Consider the following 26,735-nt stretch of genomic DNA (forward strand, 5'->3'; position numbering starts at 1 on the left):
GCGGATCAGCGCTTGAACGCCTTCACTTCAGCTTCACGCAGGCGCGGGGCCAGCTTGTCGAGCACGCCGTTGACGAACTTGTGGCCGTCGGTGGAACCGTAGACTTTCGCCAGTTCGATTCCTTCGTTGATCACAACGCGGTACGGCACGTCGACGCGCTTGAGCAGTTCCCAGGTCGACAAGCGCAGTACGCACAGTTCAACCGGGTCGAGCTCTTCGATGGTCAGGTCCAGGCACGGCGCCAGCGCGGTGTCGATCTCGGTCAGACTGGCCGGAACACCGTGCAGGATGTCGTGGAAGTAGCTGGCATCGGCGAAGGTGAAATCGTTGTCGACGCGAAACTGCGCCTCGATTTCGTTCAGCGAAGTACTGGCCATGTGGCGCTGGTACAACGCTTGAGTCGCCAACTGACGGGCAGCGCGGCGCTTTTCACTTTTCGAAGGCTTGCCGGCGTCGGTTGGACGCGGATCGCGCGGGTTGAAACGATCGCTTTCGTCGCTAATCACTTGGCCTCCAACTGTGCCAACAGGCTGACCATTTCCAGCGCGGACAGGGCAGCTTCGGCACCTTTGTTACCGGCCTTGGTGCCGGAACGTTCGATGGCTTGCTCGATGGAATCAACGGTCAGGACGCCGAAAGCGACCGGAACGCCGAACTCCATGGACACCTGGGCCAGACCCTTGGTGCACTCGCCTGCCACGTATTCGAAGTGCGGAGTGCCGCCACGAATGACCGCGCCAAGGGCGATGATTGCTGCGAACTCGCCTTTCTGAGCGACTTTCTGCGCAACCAGCGGGATTTCGAAGGCGCCAGGTGCGCGGATGATGGTGATGTCGCTTTCGCTCACGCCGTGGCGAACCAGGGCATCAACTGCACCGCTGACCAGGCTTTCAACCACGAAGCTGTTGAAACGGCCCACTACTAGAGCGTAGCGGCCTTTAGGGGCGATGAAGGTACCTTCGATGGTCTTCAGGGTCATTCGTCAGATCTCTTAAAGAGCCGGGACGCGTCTCGTACGCGTCCCTCAGTGATATTAGCCACGAATACATGGCCGGAAAAATCCGCATTGCTACCTGATCACACCCCTGTCGCGAGGGGATCTATCCCCGCCGGGCTGCGCAGCGGCCCTGTTTTTTGGGACTGCTACGCAGTCCAGCGGGGATAAATCCCCTCACCACAAGGGTACACACCAGCAATACGAATCTCCGGGTCATTATTCGGAGGGCACGTATTCTACAACTTCCAGATCGAAACCGGATATCGCATTAAATTTCATTGGCGCCGACATCAAGCGCATTTTGCGTACACCGAGGTCACGGAGGATCTGCGAACCGGCACCGACGATGCTGTAGGTCGTCGGTTTTTTCGGCGCTGGCTGATCGCCAGTTTCACGGATGTGCGCCAGCAACACGTCGCCATCGAGCGGGTGACCGAGCAACAACACCACACCGCTGCCGGCCTCGGCGACCGCAGCCATCGCGGCGCGCAGGCTCCAGCGGCCCGGTTGCTTGACCATCAACAGATCGCGCAGCGGGTCCATGTTGTGCACGCGAACCAGCGTTGGTTCTTCAGCGCAAACGGTGCCCAGGGTCAGCGCCATGTGCACGTCGCCTTCCACCGAATCACGATAGGTCACCAGGTTGAATTGGCCCAGTTCGCTGTCCAGCGGCTGCTCGGCAATCCGCTGAACGGTACGTTCGTGGATCATCCGGTAGTGAATCAGGTCAGCAATCGTGCCGATCTTGATGTTGTGTTCGGCAGCGAAGGCTTCAAGCTCAGTGCGACGGGACATGGTGCCGTCATCGTTCATCACTTCGCAGATCACGCCGCTCGGCTCGAAACCGGCCATGCGCGCGAGGTCGCAAGCCGCTTCGGTGTGGCCAGCACGTGCCAGGGTGCCGCCGGCCTGCGCCATCAGCGGAAAAATGTGGCCCGGGCTGACGATGTCTTCAGCCTTGGCGTCTTTGGCAGCGGCGGCCTGCACGGTGCGCGCACGGTCGGCGGCGGAGATGCCGGTGGTCACGCCTTCGGCCGCTTCGATCGAGACGGTGAACTTGGTGCCGAAACCGGAACCGTTGCGCGGCGCCATCAACGGCAGCTTGAGGGTCTCGCAACGCTCGCGGGTCATTGGCATGCAGATCAGGCCACGGGCGTGCTTGGCCATGAAATTGATGTGCTCGGCCTTGCAGCATTCGGCGGCCATGATCAGGTCGCCTTCGTTCTCGCGGTCTTCGTCATCCATGAGGATGACCATCTTGCCTTGGCGGATGTCTTCAACCAGTTCTTCGATGCTATTGAGCGCCACAAGGCACCCCCCTTCTTTCGAATTTAGAGCTTCAGGATTTGAGGTAGCCGTTTTGGGCCAGAAAGCTTTCAGTGATCGTGCCACCGGATGCAGGCTCTGCGGCCTTATCGCCCAGCAACAGACGCTCCAGATAGCGCGCCAGCAAGTCGACCTCCAGATTCACCCGACGACCTGGCTTGTACGACGCCATGATGGTTTCGCTCAGGGTGTGCGGAATGATCGTCAGCATGAACTCGGCGCCATCGACCGCGTTCACGGTCAGGCTGGTACCGTCGACGGTGATCGAGCCTTTATGGGCAATGTACTTGGCCAAGTCTTTCGGCGCGCGGATGCAAAATTCCACGGCGCGGGCATTGTCGGCACGGGAGACGATTTCGCCGACACCATCAACGTGACCGCTGACCAGGTGCCCGCCGAGACGGGTGGTCGGGGTCAGGGCTTTTTCCAGATTGACCGGGCTGCCGCTTTTCAGGTCATTCATGGCGGTGCAGTCCAGCGTTTCACGGCTGACGTCGGCGGCAAAGCCGTCGCCCGGCAACTCGACCGCTGTCAGACACACGCCGTTGACAGCGATGCTGTCGCCGAGTTTGACGTCGCTCAGGTCGAGCTTGCCGGTTGCGACGTGTACCCGCACATCACCGCCCTTTGGGGTCAGTGCGCGGATACTGCCGATGGATTCGATGATGCCGGTAAACATGGGGTTCTCCTTGAGAACTAGGCCAGCGTAGTTACGATGGCCGGGAATTATACGCTCGCCGAAAGGACAGGGATGGCAATGACTCGCCAGTCATCGCCAACGGCGCGAATTTCAGTGATTTTCAGCTCCGGTGCATCCTTCATGTAGGCCAGCGGCCAGTCCAGCAATGGGCGCGCTGTGGAGCCGAGGAACTTGCCGGCGATGAAGATCACGAATTCGTCGACCAACCCCAACTGCGCAAAAGCACCGGCAAGACGCGGACCGGCCTCGACCAGCACGTCGTTGACGCCACGGTTGGCCAATTCCACCAGCAATTTGTGCAGATCGACCTGACCGTCATCACCCGGCACGATCAGACACTCGGGACCGTGGGCGTATTGCTCTTCGATCGCGACACACGTAGCGACCAACGCCGGGCCAGCCTTGAAGAACGGTGCATCCAGCGGCACGCGCAGGCGGCCATCGATCAGCACCCGCAGGGGCGGACGGCTCATGGCCAGTGCGGTTTGCTCGGCATCCAGACCCAACTCGTCAGCACGAACCGTCAGGCGTGCGCCGTCGGCCAGCACCGTATCGGCGCCGGTCAGCACCACAGCCGCCTGAGCGCGTAACCGCTGGACTGCCGAACGCGCAGCCGGGCCGGTGATCCACTGGCTCTCGCCGCTTTCCATTGCCGTGCGACCGTCAAGGCTCATGGCCAACTTGACCCGCACGAACGGCAGGCCATGCTCCATGCGCTTGAGGAAACCCTGGTTGAGCAGGCGCGCTTCACCTTCCAGCACGCCGCTTGCGGTGGCGATACCGGCATCGGCAAGTCGCTGCAAACCACGTCCGGCGACTTGCGGATTCGGATCACGCATCGCCGCGACCACTCGACCAACACCGGCATTCACCAGCGCATCGGCGCACGGCGGTGTGCGGCCATGGTGGCTGCACGGTTCAAGAGTGACGTAAGCCGTCGCGCCCCGGGCCAGTTCACCGGCGGCGCGCAGGGCGTGGACTTCGGCGTGGGGTTCACCGGCGCGTTCGTGCCAACCTTCGCCGACAATCTGCCCGTCGCGCACCACCACGCAGCCAACCCGAGGATTGGGGTGCGTGGTGTAGTGACCTTTGCGCGCCAGTTCCAGCGCACGCGCCATGAAGTGGGCGTCGAGGATGGCCTGCTCGGCGGTGCTGGTCATTCTTTCACCGGTTCGCGGGCGAGGCGGTCGATCTCTTCGCGGAACTCGTTGAGATCCTGAAAGCGTTTGTAGACCGAGGCGAAACGGATGTAGGCGACTTCATCAAGCTTTTGCAATTCGGCCATCACCAACTCACCGACCACGAGGGATTTGACCTCGCGCTCGCCGGTGGCGCGCAGCTTGTGCTTGATGTGAACCAGAGAGGATTCGAGGCGCTCGACGCTCACCGGACGTTTCTCCAGGGCGCGTTGCATGCCGGCGCGGAGTTTTTCTTCGTCGAACGGTTGGCGGCTGCCGTCAGTTTTGATCAGGCGCGGCAACACCAGTTCGGCCGTCTCGAACGTCGTGAAACGCTCGCCGCAGGCCAGGCATTCACGCCGGCGGCGCACCTGTTCGCCCTCGGCGACCAGACGCGAGTCGATGACCTTGGTGTCGTTGGCACCGCAGAAGGGACAGTGCATGGTGGCTGGCAACAAAAAAAGGGAGGGCCATGGTAGCGCATCCCGGTGGCAAGACAAGCCATAGGCTTTGCGGTATACAGACTGCCATGATCGTTTGATCCATGGATTTCATTTTGCCGGAGCCGCCAATGTCGTTACGACCGCTCGTTTTACTCAGTCTTTTCAGCCTGCTGGTGGCCTGCGGCAGCGATGCACCCAAGCCGCAACCGCCGACACCAGGCCCCGCGCCGCAACAGGCGCAGAAAAAAGCCAAAGAGGCTGCCGACCTCGGCCCGCTGCCCGCCTATCAACGTGAACTGAGTGGCACCCTGCAAGGCGTGCCGGCCGGTGCCGAAGTCGAACTGGCGTTGCTGGTGATCGATGAAAAAGATCGCCCGCAACAATTGCTCGCCAGTTCCAGCCTGATCGGCAACAACCAGATCCTGCCGTTCCGCCTGCGCTTCAGCCCGGACGCGTTCCCGGCGGGTGCGCGGGTCGAGTTGCGTGGCCGCGCCAGTCAGTCCGGTCAATTGATTCTGCACCTGCCGTCGCAAACCATCACTCAGCCGACGACTCAGGCGCTGGGCCAACTGCAATTCGTCAAAGCGCCATGAATGCACCGTTCGACCTGCAACAGGCATTAGGTGAATTGCTCGGCGACGCCAGGCTCAAGGCCTGTACGTTGCCAGACACCGATTTGCAGCTGTGGTTGATCGATGGCGACAACATGGCGCGTGAATTCAGCCAGGAAGAAACCCAGCGGATCCTGCATGAGCCACCGTACTGGAGCTTTTGCTGGGCCAGTGGTCTGGCAGTGGCGCGCTATCTGGCAGAGTTTCCCGAATGGGTGCGCGGCAAGCGTGTGCTGGATTTCGGTGCCGGCTCGGGGATCGCCGGGATTGCGGCGGTCAAGGCCGGAGCGCTGGAGGTGGTGGCGTGTGATCTGGATCCACTGGCGATTGCCGCGTGCCGGGCGAATGCCACGTTGAATAATGTAGAGATGAGTTATTCGACGGATTTCTTTGCCGAGGCTGATCGGTTTGATCTGATCCTGGTGGCGGATGTTTTGTACGACCGGGCGAATCTGCCATTGCTCGATGCGTTTTTAAGCCGTGGCCGTGAGGCGTTGGTGGCTGATTCGCGGGTACGGGATTTTCGTCATCCGTTGTATGAGCGTATTGAAATGCTTGAGGCGATGACGTTTCCGGATCTGGCCGAGCCGGAAGAATTCAGACATGTCAGCCTCTACCATGCGCGACGCTGATTAGAAGCTTCGCGAGCAGGCTCGCTGCCACAGGGAAATGCATTCCAAATGTGGGAGCGAGCCTGCTCGCGAAAGCGTCCTGTCAAGCAACACACCTCTAAAACCCGCCCCGCTTCCGGCCACCCCCGCCACGCCGTATAGTTGTCCCATCCACGCTTTGACGAGATCCCCCATGAGTGAGCAAACGCCGTACATCTTTGACGCCACGACTGCCGATTTCGACCAGTCGGTGATCGAGGCTTCTTTCAACAAACCGGTGCTGGTGGATTTCTGGGCCGAATGGTGTGCGCCGTGCAAGGCGCTGATGCCAATGCTGCAAGGCATTGCCGAGAGCTATCAGGGCGAGTTGCTGCTGGCCAAGGTCAACTGCGACATCGAGCAGGACATCGTCGCCCGCTTCGGCATTCGCAGCCTGCCGACCGTGGTGCTGTTCAAGGACGGTCAACCGGTCGATGGTTTTGCCGGTGCACAACCGGAATCCGCTGTGCGCGCCCTGCTAGAGCCGCATGTGCAGATGCCGCCACCGGCCGCCGCTGATCCGTTCGAACAGGCTCAGGCGTTGTTCGATGAAGGCCGTTACGCCGACGCCGAAGCGGCGCTGGTGGTGATGCTCAATGAAGACAATGCCAACGCCAAGGCGCTGATTCTCTATGCGCGTTGCCTGACTGAACGCGGCGAACTGGACGAAGCGCAAACCGTGCTTGATGCGGTCAAGAGCGATGAGCATAAGGCTGCGTTGGCCGGAGCCAAGGCGCAGATCAAGTTCCTCGGTCTTGCGCGCGATCTGCCGGATGCCGCCGACCTGAAAGCGCGTTTGGCGAAAGATCCGCAGGATGATGAAGCGGTGTATCAACTGGCGATTCAGCAGCTCGCTCGCCAGCAGTATGAGGCGGCGCTTGAGGCAATGCTCAAGCTGTTTATCCGTAACCGCAACTATGGCGAAGGCTTGCCACACAAGACTTTGCTGCAGGTGTTTGAGTTGCTGGGCAATGATCATCCGCTGGTCAGCGTTTACCGCCGCAAGATGTTTGCTGCGCTTTATTAAGCGCCCTACAATTATTTATTCGATCCAGCTGTAGAGCGGCGTATCTCCGCCGCTCACCACTTTCACGTCCGAACTGTGCCGCAAGCGCACCAGCAAGCGCTTGCCCGACGCCGCGCTGCCCGTCAGCCCTTCAAGCTGTTCAAGCAGATCCGGCCCGCTGAGCTGCCCGGCCTTGCGCAACAGATCCTTGGCCACTTGCCACAACGCATCGTCCTGATTCAACGGTTTCGCCGCCGGGGCTGACGCGACCGTTTCAGATTGAGCAATCGACGCCTGTCCATTCAGTGCCGAACCGAGCTTCGCCCAGTCGTTGTCATCCAGTTCCACCGTCAAATCCACCGGCACATCACCGACAGTTCCGCGTATCCGCAGCATTGAGTTTACTCCCGCACATTTCTGACCTGCATGCTCCCACGGGACTTGTGCAACGCCAAGCGCACGGGCAAACTCTGCGCACTTTCGTTATAAGATTACATAACAAATTATTCATCTACTTACCGGAGTTCCGCCATGCGTCGTCTGCTGCTCGCTTTGCCGTTTGCCCTGTTGCCGCTGGCCATCGCCCATGCTGCCGATGAGCATGATCACGACCATGAACACGGCAGCCTCGGCGCTCACGAACACGGTGTTGGTCGTCTGAACGCTGCGCTCGATGGCCAGACTCTGGAACTGGAGCTGGAAAGCCCGGCGATGAACCTGGTGGGGTTTGAACACGTTGCCACCAGCGATGCCGACAAGGCCAAGGTCGCGGCTGCTCGTGCGCAGTTGGAAAAACCCCTTGCTCTGTTCAGCCTGCCCGCCGCGGCCGGTTGCAAAGTGGTGAGCCAGGAACTGGAGAGCCCGCTGTTCGGCGACAAACCGGATGCCGACGATCACGACGACGATGAAGCAGGCAAGGACGGTCATGAGCATCACCACGACCACAGCGAAATCCACGCGCACTATCAATTCAACTGCGCGGCACCGGGCGCGTTGAAGACGCTGGACCTGTCGAACGTGTTCAATACCTTCCCGGCGACGCAAAAAATTCAGGTACAACTGATCAGCGCGAACGGCCAGCAAGGGACCGAAGTGACGGCCAAGGCTGCCGCGCTGAAATTCTGAATACATCGAAAATCCCCTGTGGGAGCGAGCCTGCTCGCGAAAGCGGTGTGTCAGTCGACATCGATGTTGACTGTCAGATTGCATTCGCGAGCAGGCTCGCTCCCACAGGGATTCAGTGTCCAACCATGAAATTGGTGCCATGACCCAAGCACTCATCGAACTGTCCGACCTGGGCTTCAGCTGGCCCGGTCACCCGACGCTGCTGGACATCCCGGCGTTTCGTCTCGAACCCGGCGAAACCCTGTTCCTCAAAGGCCCCAGCGGCAGCGGCAAGACCACTCTGCTTGGCCTGCTCGGCGGTGTACAGAAACCCGATCGCGGCAGTATTCGCCTGCTCGGCCAGGAACTGACCGAACTCTCCGCCGGCGCCCGCGACACCTTTCGCGTCGATCACACCGGCTACATTTTCCAGCAGTTCAACTTGCTGCCGTTTCTCTCGGTGCGCGAGAACGTTGAGCTGCCCTGCCACTTCTCGAAACTGCGCGCTCAGCGGGCGAAACAGCGTCACGGCAGCGTCGATCAAGCCGCTGCCACCCTCCTCGCCCATTTGGGCTTGAAGGATGAAAGTATCCTCAGCCGTCGCGCCGATTCGCTGTCGATCGGCCAGCAACAGCGCGTTGCTGCGGCGCGCGCGCTGATCGGTCAGCCAGAGTTGGTAATTGCCGATGAACCGACCTCGGCGCTGGATTACGACGCCCGGGAAAACTTCATTCGCCTGTTGTTCGCTGAATGCCGCGAGGCCGGTTCCAGTCTGTTATTCGTCAGCCACGACCAGAGTCTGGCGCCGCTGTTCGATCGTCATTTGTCCCTGGCCGAGCTCAATCGCGCCGCCACGTCTGCCGAGGTCTGAGATGTATCTGTTTCGTCTGGCCATGGCCAGCCTGGCCAACCGCCGCTTCACCGCTTTGCTCACTGCATTCGCCATCGCCCTGTCGGTCTGCCTGCTGCTCGCCGTCGAACGCGTACGCACGGAGGCCAAAGCCAGTTTCGCCAGCACCATCAGCGGCACCGACCTGATCGTCGGCGCGCGCTCGGGTTCGGTGAACCTGTTGCTGTATTCGGTGTTTCGCATTGGTAATGCCACTAACAATATCCGCTGGGACAGCTTCGAACACTTCGCCAGCAATCCGAAAGTGAAGTGGGCGATTCCGATGTCACTCGGCGACTCCCATCGCGGTTATCGCGTGATGGGCACTACCGAAGCCTATTTCGAGCACTACCAGTACGGCCGCCAGCAACACCTGGAACTGGCCGACGGTCGCGCGTTCGCCACCGACCCGTTTGAAGTGGTACTCGGCGCTGAAGTGGCCGACGCGCTGCATTACAAACTCGGCGACCAACTGGTGCTGGCCCACGGTGTGGCGGCGATCAGTCTGGTCAAGCACGATGACAAACCGTTCACCGTGGTCGGCATTCTCAAACGCACCGGCACCCCGGTGGATCGCACGTTGCACATCAGCCTCGGCGGCATGGAAGCGATTCATATCGACTGGCACAACGGCGTGCCGGCGCGAGGCAATGGCCGGATCACGGCCGATCAGGCGCGTAACATGGACCTGACGCCGCAAGCGATCACCGCGTTCATGCTCGGCCTCAACAGCAAGATTTCCACCTTTGCACTGCAGCGTGAAATCAACGAATTCCGTGGCGAACCGATGCTGGCGATTCTGCCGGGCGTGGCCCTGCAGGAATTGTGGAGCCTGATGAGCACCGCCGAAAAAGCGTTGTTCGTGGTCTCACTGTTCGTGGTGCTGACCGGGTTGATCGGCATGCTCACAGCGATTCTCACCAGCCTCAACGAACGTCGCCGCGAGATGGCGATTCTGCGTTCGGTCGGCGCAAGGCCGTGGCACATCGCGAGCCTGCTGGTGCTGGAAGCGTTTGCTTTGGCGCTGACCGGGGTGATCGTCGGCGTGGCATTGCTGTACATCGGCATCGCTGCCGCGCAGGGTTACGTGCAGGCCAATTACGGTTTGTTCCTGCCGCTGGCATGGCCGAGCGAGTATGAATGGACGCTGCTCGGTGGCATTCTGGCGGCCGCGCTGCTGATGGGCAGCGTGCCGGCCTGGCGTGCGTATCGCCAATCTTTGGCCGATGGCCTGTCGATTCGTCTATGAGGATGTTCACCATGCCCCGCGCCGTACTCGCGCTGCTGTTGCTGGTCGCCCTGCCCGTGTGGGCGGCGGCGCCGAAAGACCTGACGTGGTCGGAGATGATCCCGCCGGACGCCGCGCCGGAAGTGCCGAACATGACGCCGCTGCACGACCTGTCGAAGATGAGCGATGCGCTGTCCGCCGAATCCGCGCCAGCAGCGAAGCAGGATTTGCCGAACGCGCCGGTGGTGCAGTCACTCGATGGCCAGAACATTCGTTTGCCGGGTTACATCGTGCCGCTGGAAGTGAACGAAGAAGGACGCACGACGGACTTCCTGCTGGTGCCGTATTTCGGCGCCTGCATCCATGTGCCGCCACCGCCGTCGAACCAGATCGTGCATGTGAAAAGCGAATTGGGCGTGAAGCTCGATGAGCTGTATCAGCCGTATTGGGTCGAGGGGCCGTTGCAGGTCAAGGCGTCGAGCAGCGAGTTGGCGGACGCCGGGTATCAGATGGATGCCGACAAGATTTATGTGTATGAGCTGCCGGAGTGAATCCGGTAGTTTCGTGTTGTCTGTAAGGGCCCCTTCGCTGGCAAGCCAGCTCCCACAGTGATCGAGTCGTTCACAAATGTTGTGATCACCACCAAAACCTGTGGGAGCTGGCTTGCCAGCGATGAGGGCCTCAAAGGTTCCACAAAACCTGACCCCTTCACTGTTTCATTGAGCTGAGTCAAAAGACCGTATCAGTTGGCTTCGTACCATAGGACATCAGAAACTTTTAACGTCCTTTTGGAGCCCCCATGAACAAGTCCTTGCTCAGCGCTTCGTTGTTTGCCCTCGCGCTCGCAGCCCCGCTCGCCCACGCCCACGATGCGGGTGACATCATCGTTCGCGCTGGTGCGATCACCGTCAACCCAAAGGCCGACAGCTCCAGCGTCAAGGTCGATCAGGGTCCGCTGAGCGGCACCAATCTGGGCGGCAAGGCGACCATGAGCAGCGATACCCAACTGGGTCTGAACTTCGCTTACATGGTCACCAACAACATCGGTATCGAGTTGCTGGCCGCATCGCCGTTCGAGCATGACGTGAAGATCAAAGGCACTGCCCTGCCAGCGGCCAACGGCAAACTCGGCACCCTGAAACACCTGCCACCGACCCTCAGCGTCGTTTACTACCCGCTGGATTCGAAATCACCGTTCCAGCCGTACATCGGCGGCGGCATCAACTACACCTGGATCTACGACGAACACGTCGGCAGCGAAGCGCAGTCCAACGGCTTCAGCAACTTCAAGGCGAAAAACTCTTGGGGTCTGGCCTGGCAGGTCGGTGCGGACTACATGCTGACCGACAACATCATGCTCAACGCCCAAGTGCGCTACATCGATATCGATACCCGCGCCACCGTCGAGAACAACGCTGTGGCCCCGGGTACCCGTGCCAAAGTGAATGTTGATGTCGATCCGTTTGTGTACATGGTGGGCTTGGGCTACAAGTTCTAAGCTGATTTTTACCGAACGTTCACGTGGTGGTGAATGAGGCTTGGTGGTGGGCAGACTTGAAACTGAGGCAACTGCTGAGCAGTTGATCGGGGATAAATCCCCTCGCTACAGGGATCGCGATAAATTCCGGCCGTGAAAAAGGCGCCTGTTGAAGGGCGCCTTTTTCATGCCTGCTCGAATGGTCAAGGGGCTTTTCAGTCCCGACCCAACAACCGCGCCAAACCCACGCTCATCGGCGTCTGCTCTGGGAGCGTGAAGCGTGCCAGCAGGCGCTGGTTGTTCGCCCGCGAATGGCGGATGTCGCCAGAACGCGCCGGGCCATAGCTGATCGGTGGCAACTCGCCGACCACTGTTTCCAGTGCCGCGAGCATTTGCTTGAGGTTCATTGACTGATTCCAGCCAACGTTCACCGCACCGATTTCCACTTCAGGCTTTTCAAGCGCCTGCACCAGCACATCGACCAGATCCTCGACGTAGAGGAAATCCCGCGTTTGCTCACCATCACCGAACACGGTAATCGGCAAACCCTTCTGCGCGCGCTCGCTGAAGATACTGATTACCCCGGAGTACGGCGAGGATGGATCCTGGCGCGGGCCGAAAATGTTGAAAAAACGGAAGATCGCCGGTTCCAGACCGTGCTGACGGCGGTAGAAATCGAAGTAATGCTCACCCGCCAGTTTGTCCGACGCATACGGCGTCAGCGGTGCTTTCGGCGTGTCTTCGTCAATCGACTGACCTTCACCGTTGTTGCCGTACACCGCCGCACTGGAGGCGAACAAAACACGTTTGACCCCAGCCTGGCGCATGGCTTCGCAGACGTTCAGCGTGCCAATGAAATTACTCTGATGAGTCTTCACCGGATCATCCACCGAGGCTTGCACCGAGGCCACAGCGGCCAGGTGCGCCACGGCGCTGCAACCCTGCATGGCCTGAGCGACCAGCGCAGCATCGGCAACATCGCCAACGATCAGCTCGACCTTCGGATTGTCCAGCGGCAGATTGGCGCGTTTACCGGTCGACAGATCATCGAGAATCCGCACCGAGTGCCCCTTGGCAAGCAACGCGTCGGTCAAGTGCGAGCCGATGAAACCGGCGCCGCCGGTGATTAAAACAGGGCCTTCAGCCATGACGATAAAACCTATCCAGTAAAGCCGGGAGTGCGGCACGCCAGGCGCGCGGCTTGATCCCGAAAGTGTGCAGAATTTTCTTGCAGGCGAGCACCGCGTGTTGCGGTTCCTCGGCAGCGTCCGGGCGCGCGGCGTGAGCCTGAGCCGTCGGCGCCTCGATCGCCAGCGCATGCAGGCTGCGCGCTTCGGTCAGAATTGCCTGACCCAGCGCCAGCGGGGTGGTCGCCTCGTGACCGGCGTAGTGATACGTGCCCCACAGCGGCGCGGCGCAATCGAGTTGTTTGAGCACCGAGATGATCACCCGTGCGGCGTCGTCGACCGGCGTCGGATTACCGCGTCGGTCATCGGCCAGGAGCAGTTCTTCAGGTTGTTTGGCGCGGGCGAGGAAACGCCCGAGGGTGCCGTCGGCGCTGTCATCGAGCAACCAGCCGAAACGCAGCAGCACATGCTGCGGGCACGTGGCGCGAACGCTTTGTTCGATGCGCCACAAGGCTTGACCACGCAGGCCCAGTGGCACCGGTTCGTCTTTTTCGCTGTAGGCGGTGGCCCGCGAGCCGTCGAACACCCGATAACTGGACGGCTGCACGAGGACGATATTGTGGTGCTGGCACAGTTCGGCCAGGCGCTCGATCGCGCGTTCCTGCCCGGCCATGCGGCTTTCGCTGACGGTTTCGGCCTGGAACCAGTCGAAATAGTAGGCGAGGTTGATCAATGCATCGGGACGGGTGTCGTCGAGCAATTGGGTCAGGCTCGCGGCATCCCAGCCATTTTCGGGCGGGCGTGGGGCGAGGAAACCGATGTCTTCCTCCGCACCGAGGCGAATCAGCGCCTGCCCAAGGGCATTTCCGCCGCCCAGTAACATAAGGCGCATTCGCATAGAGTCAGCAGGCCCAGTCTGATTGGAACGATGGCTTGAGCGACGGATCTCGTGGAACCGTCGCCGATAATTGCCGGAATCGTTGCATTTTGCGGGTTTAGTGCGCAACCGTCATCCGCAAAGTGTACATCCCCGGATTTATGCTGTGGCAACTGGCCCCTTCGCGAGCAGGCTCGCTCCCACAGTGGATTTGTGTACGCCGCAAATCCCTTGTGGGAGCGAGCCTGCTCGCGAAGGGGAACAGCCAGACGCTGAAGATCCTGAGCGGTACTTGCATCTTCCCCCCTGCGACCGCATAACTTAAGCCATGAATCTGCCCCTTCCCACGGACGCGGCCCTGGCAGGCTTCCATCCCGCCGTCAGCGCCTGGTTCAACAGCACATTCCCGTCGGTCACCGCCGCCCAGGCTCGCGCATGGCCGTTGATCCGCCAGCGCCGCTCGACGCTGATCGCCGCACCTACCGGCTCCGGTAAAACCCTCACCGCGTTCCTCGCCGTGCTCGACGACCTCGTCCACCGAGGCCTGGAAAACCCCGCTGGCCTGCCTGACGAAACCCTGGTGGTTTACGTTTCACCGCTCAAGGCGCTGTCCAACGACATCCAGATCAACCTGCAAAACCCGCTTGCCGGCATTACCGAGCAACTGCGGCAAATGGGCCTGCCGGAACTGCAAATCAGCACCGCCGTGCGCACCGGCGACACCCCGCAGAAAGACCGCGCGCTCATGCGCAAGCGCCCGCCGCACATTCTGGTGACCACTCCAGAATCCCTCTACGTGCTGCTCGGTTCGGCGTCGGGACGCAAAATGCTTGGCACTGCGCGCACGGTAATCATCGACGAAATTCATGCCATGGCCGCTGGCAAACGCGGCAGCCACCTCGCCCTGAGCCTTGAACGACTACAAGCGCTATGCGCCGAACCACTGACTCGCATCGGCCTGTCCGCAACGCAAAAACCCATCGACGCGGTCGCGCGATTCCTGGTCGGCGCAGAGCGTTCTTGCGAGATCATCGACATCGGCCACGCGCGCCCACGGGATCTGGGCATCGAAGTACCACCCGTGCCGCTGTCCGCCGTGATGGCCAACGATGTCTGGGAATTGGTGTATGACCGTCTCGCCGAATTGGCCCGCGAACACCGCACCACACTGATTTTCGTCAACACCCGGCGCCTGGCTGAACGCCTGAGCCGACATCTGAGCGAACGCCTCGGCAAACACGCCGTGGCGGCGCACCACGGCAGTCTGGCCAAGGAATTTCGCCTCGACGCCGAACAACGCCTCAAACGCGGCGAACTGCAAGTGTTGATCGCCACCGCATCACTGGAATTGGGCATCGACATCGGCGACGTCGACCTGGTCTGCCAGATCGCCTCGCCGCGCTCCATCGCCGGATTTCTGCAACGGGTCGGTCGCTCCGGGCACCAGGTCGGCGGCACGCCCAAAGGCCGTTTATTCGCCACCACCCGCGACGACCTGATCGAATGCGCCGCCCTGCTCGACTGCGTGCGCCGTGGCGAACTCGACACGCTGCACATCCCCGAAGCGCCGCTGGACGTGCTGGCGCAGCAGATCATCGCCGAGGTCAGTTGTCAGGAATGGGCGGAAGACGCGTTGCTGGCGATGTTTCGTCGAGCCTCGCCCTACCGCAATCTCGACGAAAAACACTATCAGGCCCTGCTGAGCATGCTCGCCGAAGGCTACAACGGCCGCCAGGGCATCCGCAGTGCTTATCTGCACCGCGACGCCGTCAGCCGCACCTTGCGTGGCCGGCGCGGCGCGCAACTGACCGCCGTGACCAGCGGCGGCACCATCCCGGATAACGCCGATTACAGCGTGATGCTCGAGCCGCAAGGCCTGAACATCGGCAGCGTCAACGAAGACTTCGCCGTGGAAAGCATTGCCGGTGATGTGTTCCAGCTCGGCAATACGTCCTACCGGATCCTGCGGGTGGAAACCGGCAAGGTGCGCGTCGAGGATGCTCATGGCCAGCCGCCGACCATTCCGTTCTGGCTCGGCGAAGCGCCGGGGCGCAGCGATGAGTTGTCGTTCGCCGTGGCGCGTCTGCAAGCGCAGCTCGACGCTCTGCTGGGCGCCAGCCCCGGCAATCTGCAACCGGCCCTCGACTGGCTGACCGACACCCTCGGGCTGAATGCCGCCAGCGCCGAGCAACTGGTCGAATACCTCGCCCGCGCACGCCAGACTCTCGGCGCCCTGCCCTCGCAGGACACGCTGCTGATGGAGCGCTTTTTCGATGAGTCCGGCGGCACGCAATTGATCATTCACTCACCGTTCGGCAGTCGTATCAATCGCGCCTGGGGCCTGGCCCTGCGCAAGCGCTTCTGTCGCACCTTCAACTTCGAACTACAGGCAGCGGCCAGCGAGGATGCGATCGTACTGTCGCTGTCGACCAGCCACAGTTTCGAACTCGATGATGTCTGGCGTTACCTGCACAGCAACAGCGCCGAGCACACCTTGATTCAAGCGGTGCTCGATGCGCCGCTGTTCGGCGTGCGCTGGCGCTGGAATGCCGGCGTGGCGCTGGCGTTGCCGCGTTTTACCGGCGGGCGCAAAGTTGCACCGCAGTTGCAGCGGATGAAAAGCGAAGACCTGATTGCCAGTGTGTTTCCCGATCAGATCGCCTGCCTGGAGAACCTCGCGGGCGAACGGGAAATCCCTGAGCATCCATTGATCGAGCAGACCCTCGACGATTGCCTGCATGAGGCGATGGACAGTGAAGGCTGGCTGCATTTGCTGCGACGCATGGAACGTGGCGACGTGCGTTTGCTCAGCCGTGATCTGCCGGCGCCCTCACCGCTCGCGGCGGAGATTCTCAGTGCGCGGCCGTATGCCTTTCTCGACGATGCGCCGCTCGAGGAGCGTCGGACTCAGGCAGTGATCAATCGACGCTGGAGTGATCCGCAATCGACCGATGACCTCGGTGCACTGGATGCCGACGCGATTGCCGCCGTGCGTGAAGAGGCGTGGCCAGCGCCGAACAGTGCGGATGAAATGCACGAAGCACTGATGAGCCTGGCATGCATCAGTGACCTTGAAGTTCAAGCAAACAGCGGTTGGCGTGAGTGGTTGGAAACCTTGGCCAGCAGCGGTCGCGCCTGCCGCTTGCAGATCGGTCCAGAGCATTGGTTGTGGCTGGCCCGCGAGCGCCTGACCTGCCTGCAAGCGCTTTATCCACAGGCTGCGGTGCAACCGAAGCTGGAGGCATTGTCGGGATTCGATGAAACCTGGACCTCCGATGAAGCCCTGATCGAAGTGATCCGCGCGCGCCTCGGAGCCTTCGGCCCACTGCCGTTATCCGCCATCGCCGCACCGCTCGCGCTGGCGACCACTGAAGTCAATCAGGCCCTCGCCCGACTGGAACGCGAAGGTTATGTGCTGCGCGGCCAATTCACGCCGAAACTCGACGTCGAGGAATGGTGCGAACGGCACCTGCTCGCGCGCATCCATCGCTATACGGTCAAGCGTCTGCGCCGGGAAATCGAACCGGTGGCGTTGCAGGATTTCATGCGCTTCCTGTTCGACTGGCAGCACCTCTCATCCACCACGCGCGGTCAGGGCAACGCGGTTTTGCCGGCGATTATCGGCCAGTTCGAAGGCTACCCGGCGGCGGCCTCAGCGTGGGACAGCGACATTCTGCCGGCGCGGCTCAAGGACTACTCGCCGAGCTGGCTGGATGATCTGTGTCGCAATGGCAAACTGGTCTGGACGCGCCTCAGTGCCCGACAAAAAGTCAGCGGCACGGCGTTGCGCAGCACACCGATCGTGTTGCTGCCGCGCAGTCAGGTTGGCTTGTGGAGTGCATTGGCCGAACAGACGCCGGTGAGCGAGCTGTCGCCGAAAACTCAAAAGGTCTTTGAGGCCTTGAGTCAGCACGGCGCGCTGTTTTTCGATGAGTTGATTCATGAGGCGCATCTGTTGCGCAGCGAACTGGAAATCGCCTTGCAGGAACTGGTCGGCGCCGGGTTGGTGAATGCCGACAGCTTTGCCGGCCTGCGGGCGCTGATCACTCCGGCGAGCAAACGCCAGCAGCGCAGCAGTCGGCGCGGACGTGGGGCGTTTGTTGGCGGGATGGACGATGCCGGGCGTTGGGCGCTGCTGCGCCGCGGGCCAGCCGTGGACGCGAGTGAAACCCTCGAACACGTCGCGATGACCTTGCTGCGCCGCTACGGCGTGGTGTTCTGGCGTCTGCTGGAGCGCGAGGCGGACTGGTTGCCGAGTTGGCGTGAATTGCTGCGCACGTTTCATCGTCTGGAGGCGCGCGGCGAGATTCGTGGCGGGCGCTTTGTCAGTGGTTTGGCGGGGGAACAGTTTGCCTTGCCCGAGGCGATTCCGCTGTTACGCGAAGTGCGGCGGCGACCACATGACGGCAGTTTGATTGCGGTGTGCGGGGTGGATCCGTTGAATCTGGCCGGGACGTTGTTGCCGGGGGCGAAAGTGCCGGCGTTGGTGAGCAATCGGCTGGTGTATCGCGATGGCTTGCCGGCGGCGGCAGAGATTGCCGGCAAGCAGCAGTTCTGGCTTGAGCTGGAACCGGTCGAGATGGAGCAGGTGCGCGGCAAGCTGATCCGGCATTGATGTTGTCGGGGCTGACGTCTTCGCGAGCAGGCTCGCTCCCACAGTTTGATCGCGTTGCCCCTGTGGGAGCGAGCCTGCTCGCGAAAGCGCCAGCCCTCCCACCACAAACTCTTGCGTTAAGTCCGCGACTCCTGCGGCAACTCGGTCGCCACCACAGCCGTCTCCTGCTGGCGCTTGGGCAGCAAAACCTGCTGTGGATAAGTCTGCGCGAAATGCACCGTCTCAGTGTTATCCACAAGCTTCTTCAGACGCTGGTTGAACGCGCGGCTCACCGCATACTGCCCACCTGACACCGTGCGGAACTGCGCCGTCAGCACCACGCCGTTCAAATCCATCCTGTCCACGCCGAACACATCCAGCGGCCCTTGCAGGTTGTACTTGAGGAACGGGTCTTCGCGAATCGAGTCGCCGGTTTCGCGGATCAGTTCGATTGCCTTATCCACATCCGTGTCATAGGTGAACTGCACCGAGAAGAACGCATAAGCGAATTGCCGTGATTGATTGGTCACCGCTTTGATCTGACCAAACGGCACCGAATGCACAAAGCCCTTGCCGTCACGCAGGCGCAACGTGCGAATGGTCAGCCCTTCCACCGTCCCGGCGTGCCCGGAATCGAGCACCACCCAATCGCCAATCGACAGGGTGTCTTCAATGATGATGAACAGCCCGGTGATCACGTCCTGCACCAGTTGCTGCGAGCCGAAACCGATGGCCAGGCCGACCACCCCGGCGCCTGCCAGCAACGGCGCGACGTTGATCCCCAGATTGGCCATGGTCGTGATCGCGCAGATCACCACGAGGATGATTTTGATCGCGTTACGCAACAGCGGCAGGATGGTCTTCACCCGCGTGCTGGGCTGACGCGCCGCGCGCTTGCTGACCGGTGGTTTCAGTGCTTCCTGAATCGCCGTGTCGAGCACCACCCAGAGCAGCCAGGTCACCAGGAAGATCAGCCCAATGCGGCTCAAGGCATCGCTGATCGCCCGCCCGACCGTACTGCTCTGAGCGAAGTCGAGCAGCGACAGGCCCCAGATCCGCCCGAGAATATCGATGAAGGCAATCGCAATGATGATCCGCAGCAGCGCGTGCAACAGGCTGAGAAAGCGTTCCTTGTAAGCGCTGCTGCGCTGGATCGCTGCGGCTTTTCGCGATTTGAACAAGTGCTGGAGGATCGTGCTGAGGAACACCGTGCCGATCAACAACACCGTGGTGAACAACGCGCAACGCAGCGCTTTCTGATTGTCTTCGCCGATGCCGATCAAGCTGACCGCCGAGACCAGCACCATCAACACAATCGGCCAGTACCACAGCCCGGAAAAAATCCGCAGCGACTCCTGTAGCGATGGTTGCTTCAGCCGCTGGCTCAGCGGGCGGTTACGGATCAGATGAGCCACCGGACGACGCAGGCGAATCACCAGCAAACCAAAAATGATCGAAGCGATCAGTCCAGTAAATACTGCAATGCTGCTGGTGATATTGCCACCCAGTTGCCGGGCAATCTGCGGGCTGGTCAAGGCATCGCTGAGCGCGGCGAGGAAGCCGATCAGGAACAATGGTTTTGGGCAGTAATCACGGATGATTTTCGCCGCCGGGCGTTTGTGGCCGACGTTGAACATCACCACCACGCACAGCAGCATCGAGGTTGAAAAAATACCGCTGCTGGTCGCGTAGGCCAGACACAGCGCCAGCGCACGGCCAACCGAGCCCTGCAGGAAATGACTGACGTAAAGGGTCAGCGGCAGACAGATCAGCGCCGGCACGGTGTACGGCAACAGGTAGCCGAGCAAATCCTGACTGCGCTGCCGCGTACGCAACCAGCGGCCCTGGCGCAGGCGACTGGCCAACAGACTGCCGAGGACGGTCAATAACCCGAAACTGCCAAGCCATACGCCCGACAGCGTGAGGAAATCCCCTGCGACGCTCCAGCCCGAACGGTTTGACGGTTGGTTGACCAGTTTGTCGACTTCATCAGCCGCGCGGTCGGCACGCAGGCGCCAGGCATCGACCAGATGTTCGTTGAGATCGAGTTTGTCCTGGACGTCGTCAATGCTTGAACTGATCGCACCGAGCAGACCGCCTTGTACGATCGGCTCAGGCTTGGCCGTTTCTTCGGCAGCGGCCGGAACGGCTGGCAGCGCGGCAGCTTCGATTTCGTTGGCGCCGAGAAACAGCAGTGCTCCCAGCACAATGGCGATCCTGAACTTGAGCAAAACTGCGACCTCCGGTGACTGAACCTGTAAGGAACTGATCGAAATTTGTGCGGCAAGTTCAAGAGCCCTCCCCTAAGACCGAGTCTTGAGATCCTGTGTAGGAGCAAAGCTTGCTCGCGAAAGCGTCCTTCCATTCAACATTGATGTTGGCTGGTCCGCCGCGTTCGCGAGCAAGCTCTGCTCCTACACGAGCCCGGTTGCACTCGTTGATGACCGTCGGTAATGCCGTCGAAACTTTCCCGAGCCAGTCGCAGTCAGCAAAAGACAGCGGCAAGACGAGGACTTTCGACGGGAGGGCGACATGGCAACGATTCACATCGGTATTTCCGGCTGGCGCTACGCCCCGTGGCGTGGGGACTTCTACCCCAAGGGACTGGCGCAAAAACGCGAATTGCAGTTCGCTTCGCGGGCGGTCAACAGCATCGAAATCAATGGATCGTTCTACGCCCTGCAACGGCCCGAACGCTATGCGCAGTGGTACGCCGAAACGCCCGATGACTTCGTCTTCAGCGTCAAGGCGCCGCGGTTCATTACCCACATCCGGCGCCTGCGCGAAATCGAAAAACCGCTGGCGAATTTCTTCGCTTCCGGGATTCTGGAACTCAAGGAAAAACTCGGGCCGATCCTCTGGCAATTTCCGCCGAACTTCAAATTCGAGCCCGAGCGTTTCGAGCATTTCCTCGCCTTGCTACCCCACGATACCGAAGCCGCCGCCACCCTCGCCCGTCAGCATGATGACCACTTGCACGGTCACGCGAGCATGAAAGCCTGGCGCAAAAAGCCCTTGCGCCATGCCGTGGAAATCCGAAATGACAGCTTCCTTGATACGGAATTCGTGCGTTTATTGAAGCGCTACAACACTGCATTGGTGATCGCCGACACTGCCGATAAGTGGCCGTACCGCGAAGACCTCACCAGCGACTTCGTTTACTTGCGCCTGCACGGTGCCGAAGAACTCTACGCCAGCGGCTACACCGCGCCCGCCCTCAAGCGCTGGGCCGAACGCATCGATGTCTGGCATCACGGTGATCAACCGCACGACGCGCACCTGATCGCTCCACGGCTGAAACCGCGCGCACGCAAATCCCGCGAAGTATTTTGCTATTTCGACAACGACATCAAAGTCCGTGCACCGTACGACGCGCGCGATCTGCTGCATCGCTTCGAACTGGATAAAGACCTTGCCACCGCCCCCGGTCAACCCGCTGCGCAAGGAGTGCTGGCATGAGCATTCCAGAACCGGTCGGCTTCACCGATGAAGGCTCGGTGGTCGCACCGTCGGTGCGCACCTTCACGGTGCTGACGGTCAACACCCATAAGGGATTCACCGCGCTCAACCGGCGCTTCATCCTGCCGGAACTGCGCGAGGCAGTGCGTAGCGTGGCTGCCGATGTGGTCTTCCTGCAGGAAGTCCACGGTACCCACGAACATCATCCCAAGCGCTATAGCAATTGGCCGACGATGCCGCAGTACGAATTTCTTGCCGACAGCCTCTGGCCGCAGTTCGCCTATGGGCGCAACGCGGTGTACCCGGAGGGCGATCACGGCAATGCGCTGCTGTCGAAATTCCAGATCATCCGCCACGACAACCTCGACGTGTCGATCAGCGGCCATGAGAACCGCGGCCTGTTGCATTGCGTGTTGCGCCTGCCCGGCGACGGCACCGAAGTGCATGCGATCTGCGTGCATCTGGGCCTGCGCGAAAGCCATCGCAACGCGCAGTTGAAGTTGCTCGGCGAGCGCATCGCCGAATTGCCGGACGACGCGCCGGTGATCGTCGCCGGTGACTTCAACGACTGGCGCCAGCGCGCCGATGCGCTGCTCAAACCGTGTGGTCTGCGTGAGGTATTCGCCGAGCACCATGGCAAACCGGCGCGCAGTTTTCCGGCGCGGCTGCCAACGCTGCGCCTGGACCGCATCTACGTGCGCAACCTTAAGGCCAGCCAGCCGAAAGTTCTGGCGAACCGGCCCTGGTCGCACCTTTCCGACCACGCACCGTTATCGGTGGAGATCGAACTATGAACAGCGCGCCGCTGGAGAAATCCGCCGTGGAACCGATAGCCATTACCCCGCCTGTCCGCGAGCCCGGTCATGTCGATGTCGAGTACCGCTGGCAGGGCAACAACCATGTGCAACTGCTGGAAAACGGCGAGGAGTATTTTCCCCGCGTATTCGAAGCGATGCGTGCGGCGAAAAGCGAAATCCTCCTGGAGACCTTCATCGTTTTCGAAGACAAGGTCGGCGCCGAACTGCAGGAGATTCTTATTGATGCTGCCAAGCGCGGTGTCCGCACCACCGTCAGCCTCGACGGCTTCGGCTGCGGCGAGCTGAGCACTGGCTATCTCGCCGCGCTGAGCGAGGCCGGTGTGCATTTGCAGATCTTCGATCCGGCACCGAAACGCTTGGGCATCCGCACCAACTGGTTTCGCCGGTTGCATCGTAAAATCGTCGTGGTCGATGGCTTGATTGCGTTCATTGGCGGTATCAATTTCTCCGGTGATCACCTGGCGGATTTCGGCCCGGAGGCGAAGCAGGATTATTCGGTGGAAATTCAGGGCCCGGCAGTCGCCGACATTCATCATTTCGCCCTGCTGCAAAGTGGTCGGCCGGGCCGTGCGCGGTTCTGGTGGCAACGTCGGCGCCAGCGGCGCGCGGAGATGGCTTTTGAAGACCACGACGGCCAGGTGCGCCTGGTCTTCCGCGACAACGATCAGCACCCTACCGATATCGAAGACGTCTATTTGCAGGTGCTGCGTAGCGCCAAACGTCGGGTGGTGATCGCCAACGCCTATTTCTTCCCCGGTTATCGTTTGTTGCGTGAAATCCGCAACGCGGCGCGCCGCGGTGTCGACGTAAGACTGATTCTGCAGGGTCAACCGGACATGCTGGTGGCCAAACTCGCGGCGCGCATGACCTACGACTACCTGCTCAAGGCCGGCGTGCAAATCCACGAATACTGTCAGCGCCCGTTGCACGGCAAAGTCGCGCTGGTGGACGAAGAATGGAGCACCGTCGGTTCAAGCAATCTCGACCCGTTGAGCCTGTCGCTGAACCTGGAGGCCAACGTGCTGATCCGCGATCGCGCCTTCAATCAGCAGTTGTTCGAGCGCCTCGAAGACCTCAGCCAAAACCACTGCAAAGCCATGGACGCCAGTCAATCACCGCGCGGGCGCATCTGGCACATGACCGTGGGCTTTCTGGTGTTCCACTTTCTGCGGCATTTCCCGGCAATGGCCGGTTGGCTGCCGGCGCACAAACCGCGGCTCAAGCCTTTTCGAGGTCATCGCTCATGAGCCATTCCGAAGCGCAAACGAGCCGTCATTCGGCGCCCGCAACACACTCGAAATGGAGCCGCTGGAAACGCCCGCTGACCGTGCTGTTTTTCCTCGCGCTGATCGTTTTGCTGACGATGTTTGCCAGGCGTATCGAATGGGCGGAAGTGCTGCAAACCCTTGCCGATTTCAAGGTGCGCACGCTGATCATCGCCGCCAGCCTGACCTTGCTGAGCTTTCTCGTGTACGCCAGTTTCGACCTGATCGGCCGTACCTATATTCGTCAGGATCTGACGTGGAAACAGATCTTGCCGGTGGGCATCATCAGCTATGCATTCAACCTGAATCTGAGTGCCTGGGTCGGCGGCATCGCCATGCGTTATCGACTGTATTCACGGCTCGGCGTGAGCAAAGGCAACATCGCCAAAATCCTTGGGTTGAGCCTGGCAACCAACTGGTTCGGCTACATGACCATTGCCGGAGTGGTGTTCAGCAGCGGACTGGTGAGCATGCCGCCGGGCTGGAAGATCAGCACCACGGCGTTACAAGGTATTGGTGTGCTGTTGCTGCTGATCAGCGCCGGATATCTGGCGGCGTGCCAGTTCTCCAGGCGCCGTGAATGGTCGATCCGTGGCGTGGAAATCAACTTGCCGTCGCTGCGCATGGCGGTGTTACAGCTGTTGCTGGGCGCATTGAACTGGTCGCTGATGGCGGCGGTGATATTCACGTTGTTGCCGAGCAAACTCGACTATCCGCTGGTGCTAGGAGTGTTGTTGATCAGTGCGATTGCCGGGGTCATCACGCACATTCCGGCAGGGCTTGGTGTGCTCGAAGCCGTGTTCGTCGCGCTGCTGCAACATGAGGCATCGCGAGGCAGTCTGGTGGCCGGGTTGCTGGCGTATCGAGCGATTTATTTCCTGCTGCCGTTGTTGATTACGTTGGTGATGTATCTGGTGGTGGAGGCGAAGGCCAAGTCGTTGCGGATCGAGAAGAAACCGGGGCATTAAGATCAAGAGATCGCAGCCTGCGGCAGCTCCTACAGTTGGAATGCATGCTCTCTGTAGGAGCTGCCGCAGGCTGCGATCTTTTGATCTTCAAGACTGAATAATGCTCAACCGCTCACCCACAACCATCTCGGTAATCCAGTCCACCAGAATCGACGTATAGGCCTGCTGCGAAACCGGTTCACTCAACGCGTGATCGGCGCCGTCGATAATCCGGTGCGTCAGCGAATGCGTCTGCTGGCACGCAGCGCGGTAACTCATGATCGCCGCGTGGGGCACGTAGTCATCGGTTTCCGATTCGACCAGCAAAACATCCCCGGTGAATTGCGTACACGCATGCAGCGCGCGATTGCTGTCGGCGCGCACCAGCGTGCTTCGGTAATCACGCAAGTCCGCCTTGTCCAGATCTCGTTTGGGCGTGTGCCATTGTTCGTCGCGATACAGCGCCGGCACCCGCAGCGCCAGCCAGCGTACCGGACGTAAAGAGGTGAGGATCGAAGCCAGATATCCGCCGTAACTGGTACCGACTACGGCAATCGCCGAGGTGTCCAGCGCCGGATGCGAGAGCAGGCGATCGTAGGCCGCTAGCAGATCGCGCAGATTGTCCTCGCGGGTCACCCGGGTCAAGGGAATGCCTGTGCCGCCAGTGTGCCCGCGCAAGTCGAAGGTCAGACACACGCACCCGAGACCGGCAATGCCTTTGGCCCGTTCAAGATCACGCTCTTGACTGCCGCCCCAACCGTGGACGAACAGCACCCCCGGCACTTTCGATTTGGGACTGAGAAATGTCCCGCTCATCTGCTCATCATCAATGTCGATTTGAATGCTTTCGCTTCTAGCCGTCATAGGATTTGACCGTTACGTATTTGAGAAGAAATTCGCTGTTCTCGGCCGGGCCGCGGTACACCTCGATGGCATCCGCCGGCAGTGGCTGATCGATATAGGTTTCCACCGAAGACACGCGTATCGCGCGCATCGTCGGGTCGTTGACGAAACTTTGCAGCGCTGCCACTTCGGCGCTGCTGGCGCCGCCCATGCGCCAAGATTGTTCGAGCACACCGCTGCGGGATTTGCCATTGCTGTCCAGGCCCTGGGCGATGTCGTAGTTGCGCCGTGAGGCGTAGAAACGTGGATAGGCTTCGTCCGCCGCACTGTCAAAAACCTGTGCCTGTTCGATGGCCAGGCGCACATCGTCAGGCAGTTCCAGCGCCAGCAAATCCTCGTAACCGCCCTGCACCACCAGCAGATTCGAGCCGCCGTAAACCTCTTCGCCGTGGGCATCCTTCGTCAAGTATTGCTCACCGCAGTAAGTCAGCACTTTATCGCCGATAAATGACTGGCCAACGCTGTGAGTGACGACGTCGCTCAAGTCCTGCTCAAGCACCACGCCTTCGCTGAATTGTCTGGCGATGTCGGGACGGGCGAGAATTTCGTCGAAGGCATCAAGGCTCTTGATCACTTCCTGGCCGCGACCGGCGCAGGCATGCACCGGCTTCAAACGGATCGGGCCGCTGTACAGCAAATGCTCGGCAGCGGGCCGCGCATCGTCCAGCGAAAATACGCTGAGCCCGTCGAGCACCACGTTGCGCACCCGTTCAGAAAACACTGGCGACCACCCCTGCGGCGCGTGGGCCAGATGACTGCGTAAACCGTGGCTGATGGCTTTGGTGCAGATGAAGTCGTGCTCGACAAAACCGCCCCACAAATCATCCGGGCCTTTGATGCCGAGCTGATGGGCCTGGGCAGCGCCGACGAGGGTCTGTGTCGGCAATAGATAGAGGTCGCGACCGCGATGTTTCTCAGGATCGTAACTGCCGCCGAACTTGAACCCGAGGATCTGCGCCAGCCAACGGGCCAGCGCTTTGTTGGTCTGGACTTCATGCTGCGGTGCGTCGGCGCGCACCGAGTGGGCGACGACAGTTTTCTTGCGGGTGAGCGGGGTCATGCGTCCCCCTTCCATCGGTTCGATGACTGTAGCGGTGAAGGGTGCAGAGATCAGGCCAACGGCCGTTCCATGAAAA

General features: G+C 60.8%; 25 protein-coding genes. 13 read left to right on the forward strand and 12 right to left on the reverse strand.

Annotated elements, in window-relative coordinates; genetic code table 11:
* Positions 1-5: 5 nt before the first annotated feature.
* The 6 genes from nusB to nrdR form a co-directional block, all read right to left on the reverse strand.
* The gene (gene nusB, locus JFT81_RS20230; protein ID WP_008081844.1) at positions 6-506 is read right to left on the reverse strand and encodes a transcription antitermination factor NusB; all 501 of its coding nucleotides are present in this window, start codon (positions 504-506) and stop codon (positions 6-8) included.
* Entirely contained in the window at positions 503-979 is a 477-nt protein-coding gene (gene ribE / locus JFT81_RS20235) for a 6,7-dimethyl-8-ribityllumazine synthase (protein ID WP_003228649.1), read from the reverse strand. Before ribE ends, nusB begins: the two co-directional genes overlap by 4 nt.
* A 234-nt stretch (positions 980-1,213) precedes the next feature.
* A complete protein-coding gene (gene ribBA, locus JFT81_RS20240; protein ID WP_201228666.1) occupies positions 1,214-2,305 on the reverse strand; it encodes a bifunctional 3,4-dihydroxy-2-butanone-4-phosphate synthase/GTP cyclohydrolase II in 1,092 nt (363 codons plus the stop codon).
* A 31-nt stretch (positions 2,306-2,336) separates the two neighbouring features.
* Positions 2,337-3,002 carry a riboflavin synthase gene (locus JFT81_RS20245; protein ID WP_201228667.1) on the reverse strand — a complete coding sequence of 222 codons (666 nt, stop codon included), beginning with the start codon at positions 3,000-3,002 and terminating at the stop codon, positions 2,337-2,339.
* Positions 3,003-3,049: 47 nt separating this feature from the next.
* Positions 3,050-4,183, reverse strand: a complete 1,134-nt coding sequence (gene ribD, locus JFT81_RS20250) for a bifunctional diaminohydroxyphosphoribosylaminopyrimidine deaminase/5-amino-6-(5-phosphoribosylamino)uracil reductase RibD (RefSeq protein ID WP_201228668.1) — start codon at positions 4,181-4,183, stop codon at positions 3,050-3,052.
* On the reverse strand, positions 4,180-4,644 hold the full coding sequence (gene nrdR / locus JFT81_RS20255) for a transcriptional regulator NrdR (RefSeq protein ID WP_007910946.1): 465 nt from the start codon (positions 4,642-4,644) through the stop codon (positions 4,180-4,182). Before nrdR ends, ribD begins: the two co-directional genes overlap by 4 nt.
* 128 nt (positions 4,645-4,772) lie before the next feature.
* Between nrdR and JFT81_RS20260 the strand changes: the two genes are divergently transcribed.
* The 3 genes from JFT81_RS20260 to trxA all read left to right on the forward strand — a co-directional run bounded on the left by JFT81_RS20260 (position 4,773) and on the right by trxA (position 6,932).
* Positions 4,773-5,237 carry a YbaY family lipoprotein gene (locus JFT81_RS20260; RefSeq protein WP_201228669.1) on the forward strand — a complete coding sequence of 155 codons (465 nt, stop codon included), beginning with the start codon at positions 4,773-4,775 and terminating at the stop codon, positions 5,235-5,237.
* On the forward strand, positions 5,234-5,887 hold the full coding sequence (locus JFT81_RS20265; RefSeq protein ID WP_201228670.1) for a 50S ribosomal protein L11 methyltransferase: 654 nt from the start codon (positions 5,234-5,236) through the stop codon (positions 5,885-5,887). The genes JFT81_RS20260 and JFT81_RS20265 overlap by 4 nt, the downstream gene beginning before the upstream one ends.
* A 172-nt stretch (positions 5,888-6,059) precedes the next feature.
* On the forward strand, positions 6,060-6,932 hold the full coding sequence (gene trxA / locus JFT81_RS20270; protein ID WP_201228671.1) for a thioredoxin: 873 nt from the start codon (positions 6,060-6,062) through the stop codon (positions 6,930-6,932).
* A gap of 15 nt (positions 6,933-6,947) precedes the next feature.
* Here the strand turns inward: trxA and JFT81_RS20275 are convergent, their stop codons facing one another.
* The gene (locus tag JFT81_RS20275; RefSeq protein ID WP_201228672.1) at positions 6,948-7,307 is read right to left on the reverse strand and encodes a hypothetical protein; all 360 of its coding nucleotides are present in this window, start codon (positions 7,305-7,307) and stop codon (positions 6,948-6,950) included.
* Positions 7,308-7,442: 135 nt separating this feature from the next.
* Here JFT81_RS20275 and JFT81_RS20280 point away from each other — a divergent pair, with 135 nt between their 5' ends.
* The 5 genes from JFT81_RS20280 to JFT81_RS20300 all read left to right on the forward strand — a co-directional run bounded on the left by JFT81_RS20280 (position 7,443) and on the right by JFT81_RS20300 (position 11,630).
* Positions 7,443-8,036: a DUF2796 domain-containing protein gene (locus tag JFT81_RS20280; protein ID WP_201228673.1), complete on the forward strand. Its 594-nt coding sequence runs from the start codon at positions 7,443-7,445 to the stop codon at positions 8,034-8,036.
* Positions 8,037-8,175: 139 nt separating this feature from the next.
* Complete coding sequence (locus JFT81_RS20285) at positions 8,176-8,886, forward strand: ABC transporter ATP-binding protein (protein ID WP_201228674.1); 711 nt, start codon at positions 8,176-8,178, stop codon at positions 8,884-8,886.
* A gap of 1 nt (position 8,887) precedes the next feature.
* Complete coding sequence (locus tag JFT81_RS20290; protein ID WP_201228675.1) at positions 8,888-10,153, forward strand: ABC transporter permease; 1,266 nt, start codon at positions 8,888-8,890, stop codon at positions 10,151-10,153.
* Positions 10,154-10,164: 11 nt separating this feature from the next.
* The gene (locus JFT81_RS20295) at positions 10,165-10,683 is read left to right on the forward strand and encodes a DUF3299 domain-containing protein (RefSeq protein ID WP_201228676.1); all 519 of its coding nucleotides are present in this window, start codon (positions 10,165-10,167) and stop codon (positions 10,681-10,683) included.
* 248 nt (positions 10,684-10,931) lie between these two features.
* Positions 10,932-11,630: an OmpW family outer membrane protein gene (locus JFT81_RS20300; RefSeq protein WP_201228677.1), complete on the forward strand. Its 699-nt coding sequence runs from the start codon at positions 10,932-10,934 to the stop codon at positions 11,628-11,630.
* 194 nt (positions 11,631-11,824) lie between these two features.
* Here JFT81_RS20300 and JFT81_RS20305 read toward each other — a convergent pair whose 3' ends face one another.
* Both JFT81_RS20305 and JFT81_RS20310 read right to left on the reverse strand, forming a co-directional pair.
* A complete protein-coding gene (locus JFT81_RS20305; protein ID WP_201228678.1) occupies positions 11,825-12,757 on the reverse strand; it encodes an NAD-dependent epimerase/dehydratase family protein in 933 nt (310 codons plus the stop codon).
* Positions 12,750-13,634, reverse strand: coding sequence for a sugar nucleotide-binding protein (locus tag JFT81_RS20310; protein WP_201228679.1), 885 nt, complete (start codon positions 13,632-13,634; stop codon positions 12,750-12,752). The genes JFT81_RS20305 and JFT81_RS20310 overlap by 8 nt, the downstream gene beginning before the upstream one ends.
* 307 nt (positions 13,635-13,941) lie before the next feature.
* Between JFT81_RS20310 and JFT81_RS20315 the strand changes: the two genes are divergently transcribed.
* Positions 13,942-18,228 carry a DEAD/DEAH box helicase gene (locus tag JFT81_RS20315; protein WP_201228680.1) on the forward strand — a complete coding sequence of 1,429 codons (4,287 nt, stop codon included), beginning with the start codon at positions 13,942-13,944 and terminating at the stop codon, positions 18,226-18,228.
* Positions 18,229-18,344: 116 nt separating this feature from the next.
* On the opposite strand, the gene JFT81_RS20320 is transcribed toward JFT81_RS20315, so the two are convergent.
* Positions 18,345-20,438 (reverse strand): mechanosensitive ion channel domain-containing protein, encoded by a 2,094-nt coding sequence (locus tag JFT81_RS20320; protein ID WP_201228681.1) that lies wholly within the window; start codon positions 20,436-20,438, stop codon positions 18,345-18,347.
* Between the two features lie 301 nt (positions 20,439-20,739).
* Here JFT81_RS20320 and JFT81_RS20325 point away from each other — a divergent pair, with 301 nt between their 5' ends.
* The 4 genes from JFT81_RS20325 to JFT81_RS20340 are packed head-to-tail and all read left to right on the forward strand — an operon-like array spanning position 20,740 to position 24,717.
* On the forward strand, positions 20,740-21,666 hold the full coding sequence (locus JFT81_RS20325; RefSeq protein WP_201228682.1) for a DUF72 domain-containing protein: 927 nt from the start codon (positions 20,740-20,742) through the stop codon (positions 21,664-21,666).
* Positions 21,663-22,460, forward strand: a complete 798-nt coding sequence (locus tag JFT81_RS20330; protein ID WP_201228683.1) for an endonuclease/exonuclease/phosphatase family protein — start codon at positions 21,663-21,665, stop codon at positions 22,458-22,460. Before JFT81_RS20325 ends, JFT81_RS20330 begins: the two co-directional genes overlap by 4 nt.
* Positions 22,457-23,731 carry a cardiolipin synthase ClsB gene (clsB, locus tag JFT81_RS20335; RefSeq protein ID WP_201228684.1) on the forward strand — a complete coding sequence of 425 codons (1,275 nt, stop codon included), beginning with the start codon at positions 22,457-22,459 and terminating at the stop codon, positions 23,729-23,731. The genes JFT81_RS20330 and clsB overlap by 4 nt, the downstream gene beginning before the upstream one ends.
* Positions 23,728-24,717: a lysylphosphatidylglycerol synthase domain-containing protein gene (locus JFT81_RS20340; RefSeq protein WP_201228685.1), complete on the forward strand. Its 990-nt coding sequence runs from the start codon at positions 23,728-23,730 to the stop codon at positions 24,715-24,717. The genes clsB and JFT81_RS20340 overlap by 4 nt, the downstream gene beginning before the upstream one ends.
* An 87-nt stretch (positions 24,718-24,804) precedes the next feature.
* Here the strand turns inward: JFT81_RS20340 and JFT81_RS20345 are convergent, their stop codons facing one another.
* On the reverse strand, positions 24,805-25,560 hold the full coding sequence (locus JFT81_RS20345) for an alpha/beta fold hydrolase (RefSeq protein ID WP_201228686.1): 756 nt from the start codon (positions 25,558-25,560) through the stop codon (positions 24,805-24,807).
* Entirely contained in the window at positions 25,550-26,659 is a 1,110-nt protein-coding gene (locus JFT81_RS20350; RefSeq protein ID WP_201228687.1) for a DUF3182 family protein, read from the reverse strand. Before JFT81_RS20350 ends, JFT81_RS20345 begins: the two co-directional genes overlap by 11 nt.
* Positions 26,660-26,735 lie beyond the last annotated feature (76 nt).

The organism is Pseudomonas sp. TH43 (assembly GCF_016650635.1).
In the GTDB taxonomy this organism is placed as follows: Bacteria; Pseudomonadota; Gammaproteobacteria; order Pseudomonadales; family Pseudomonadaceae; genus Aquipseudomonas.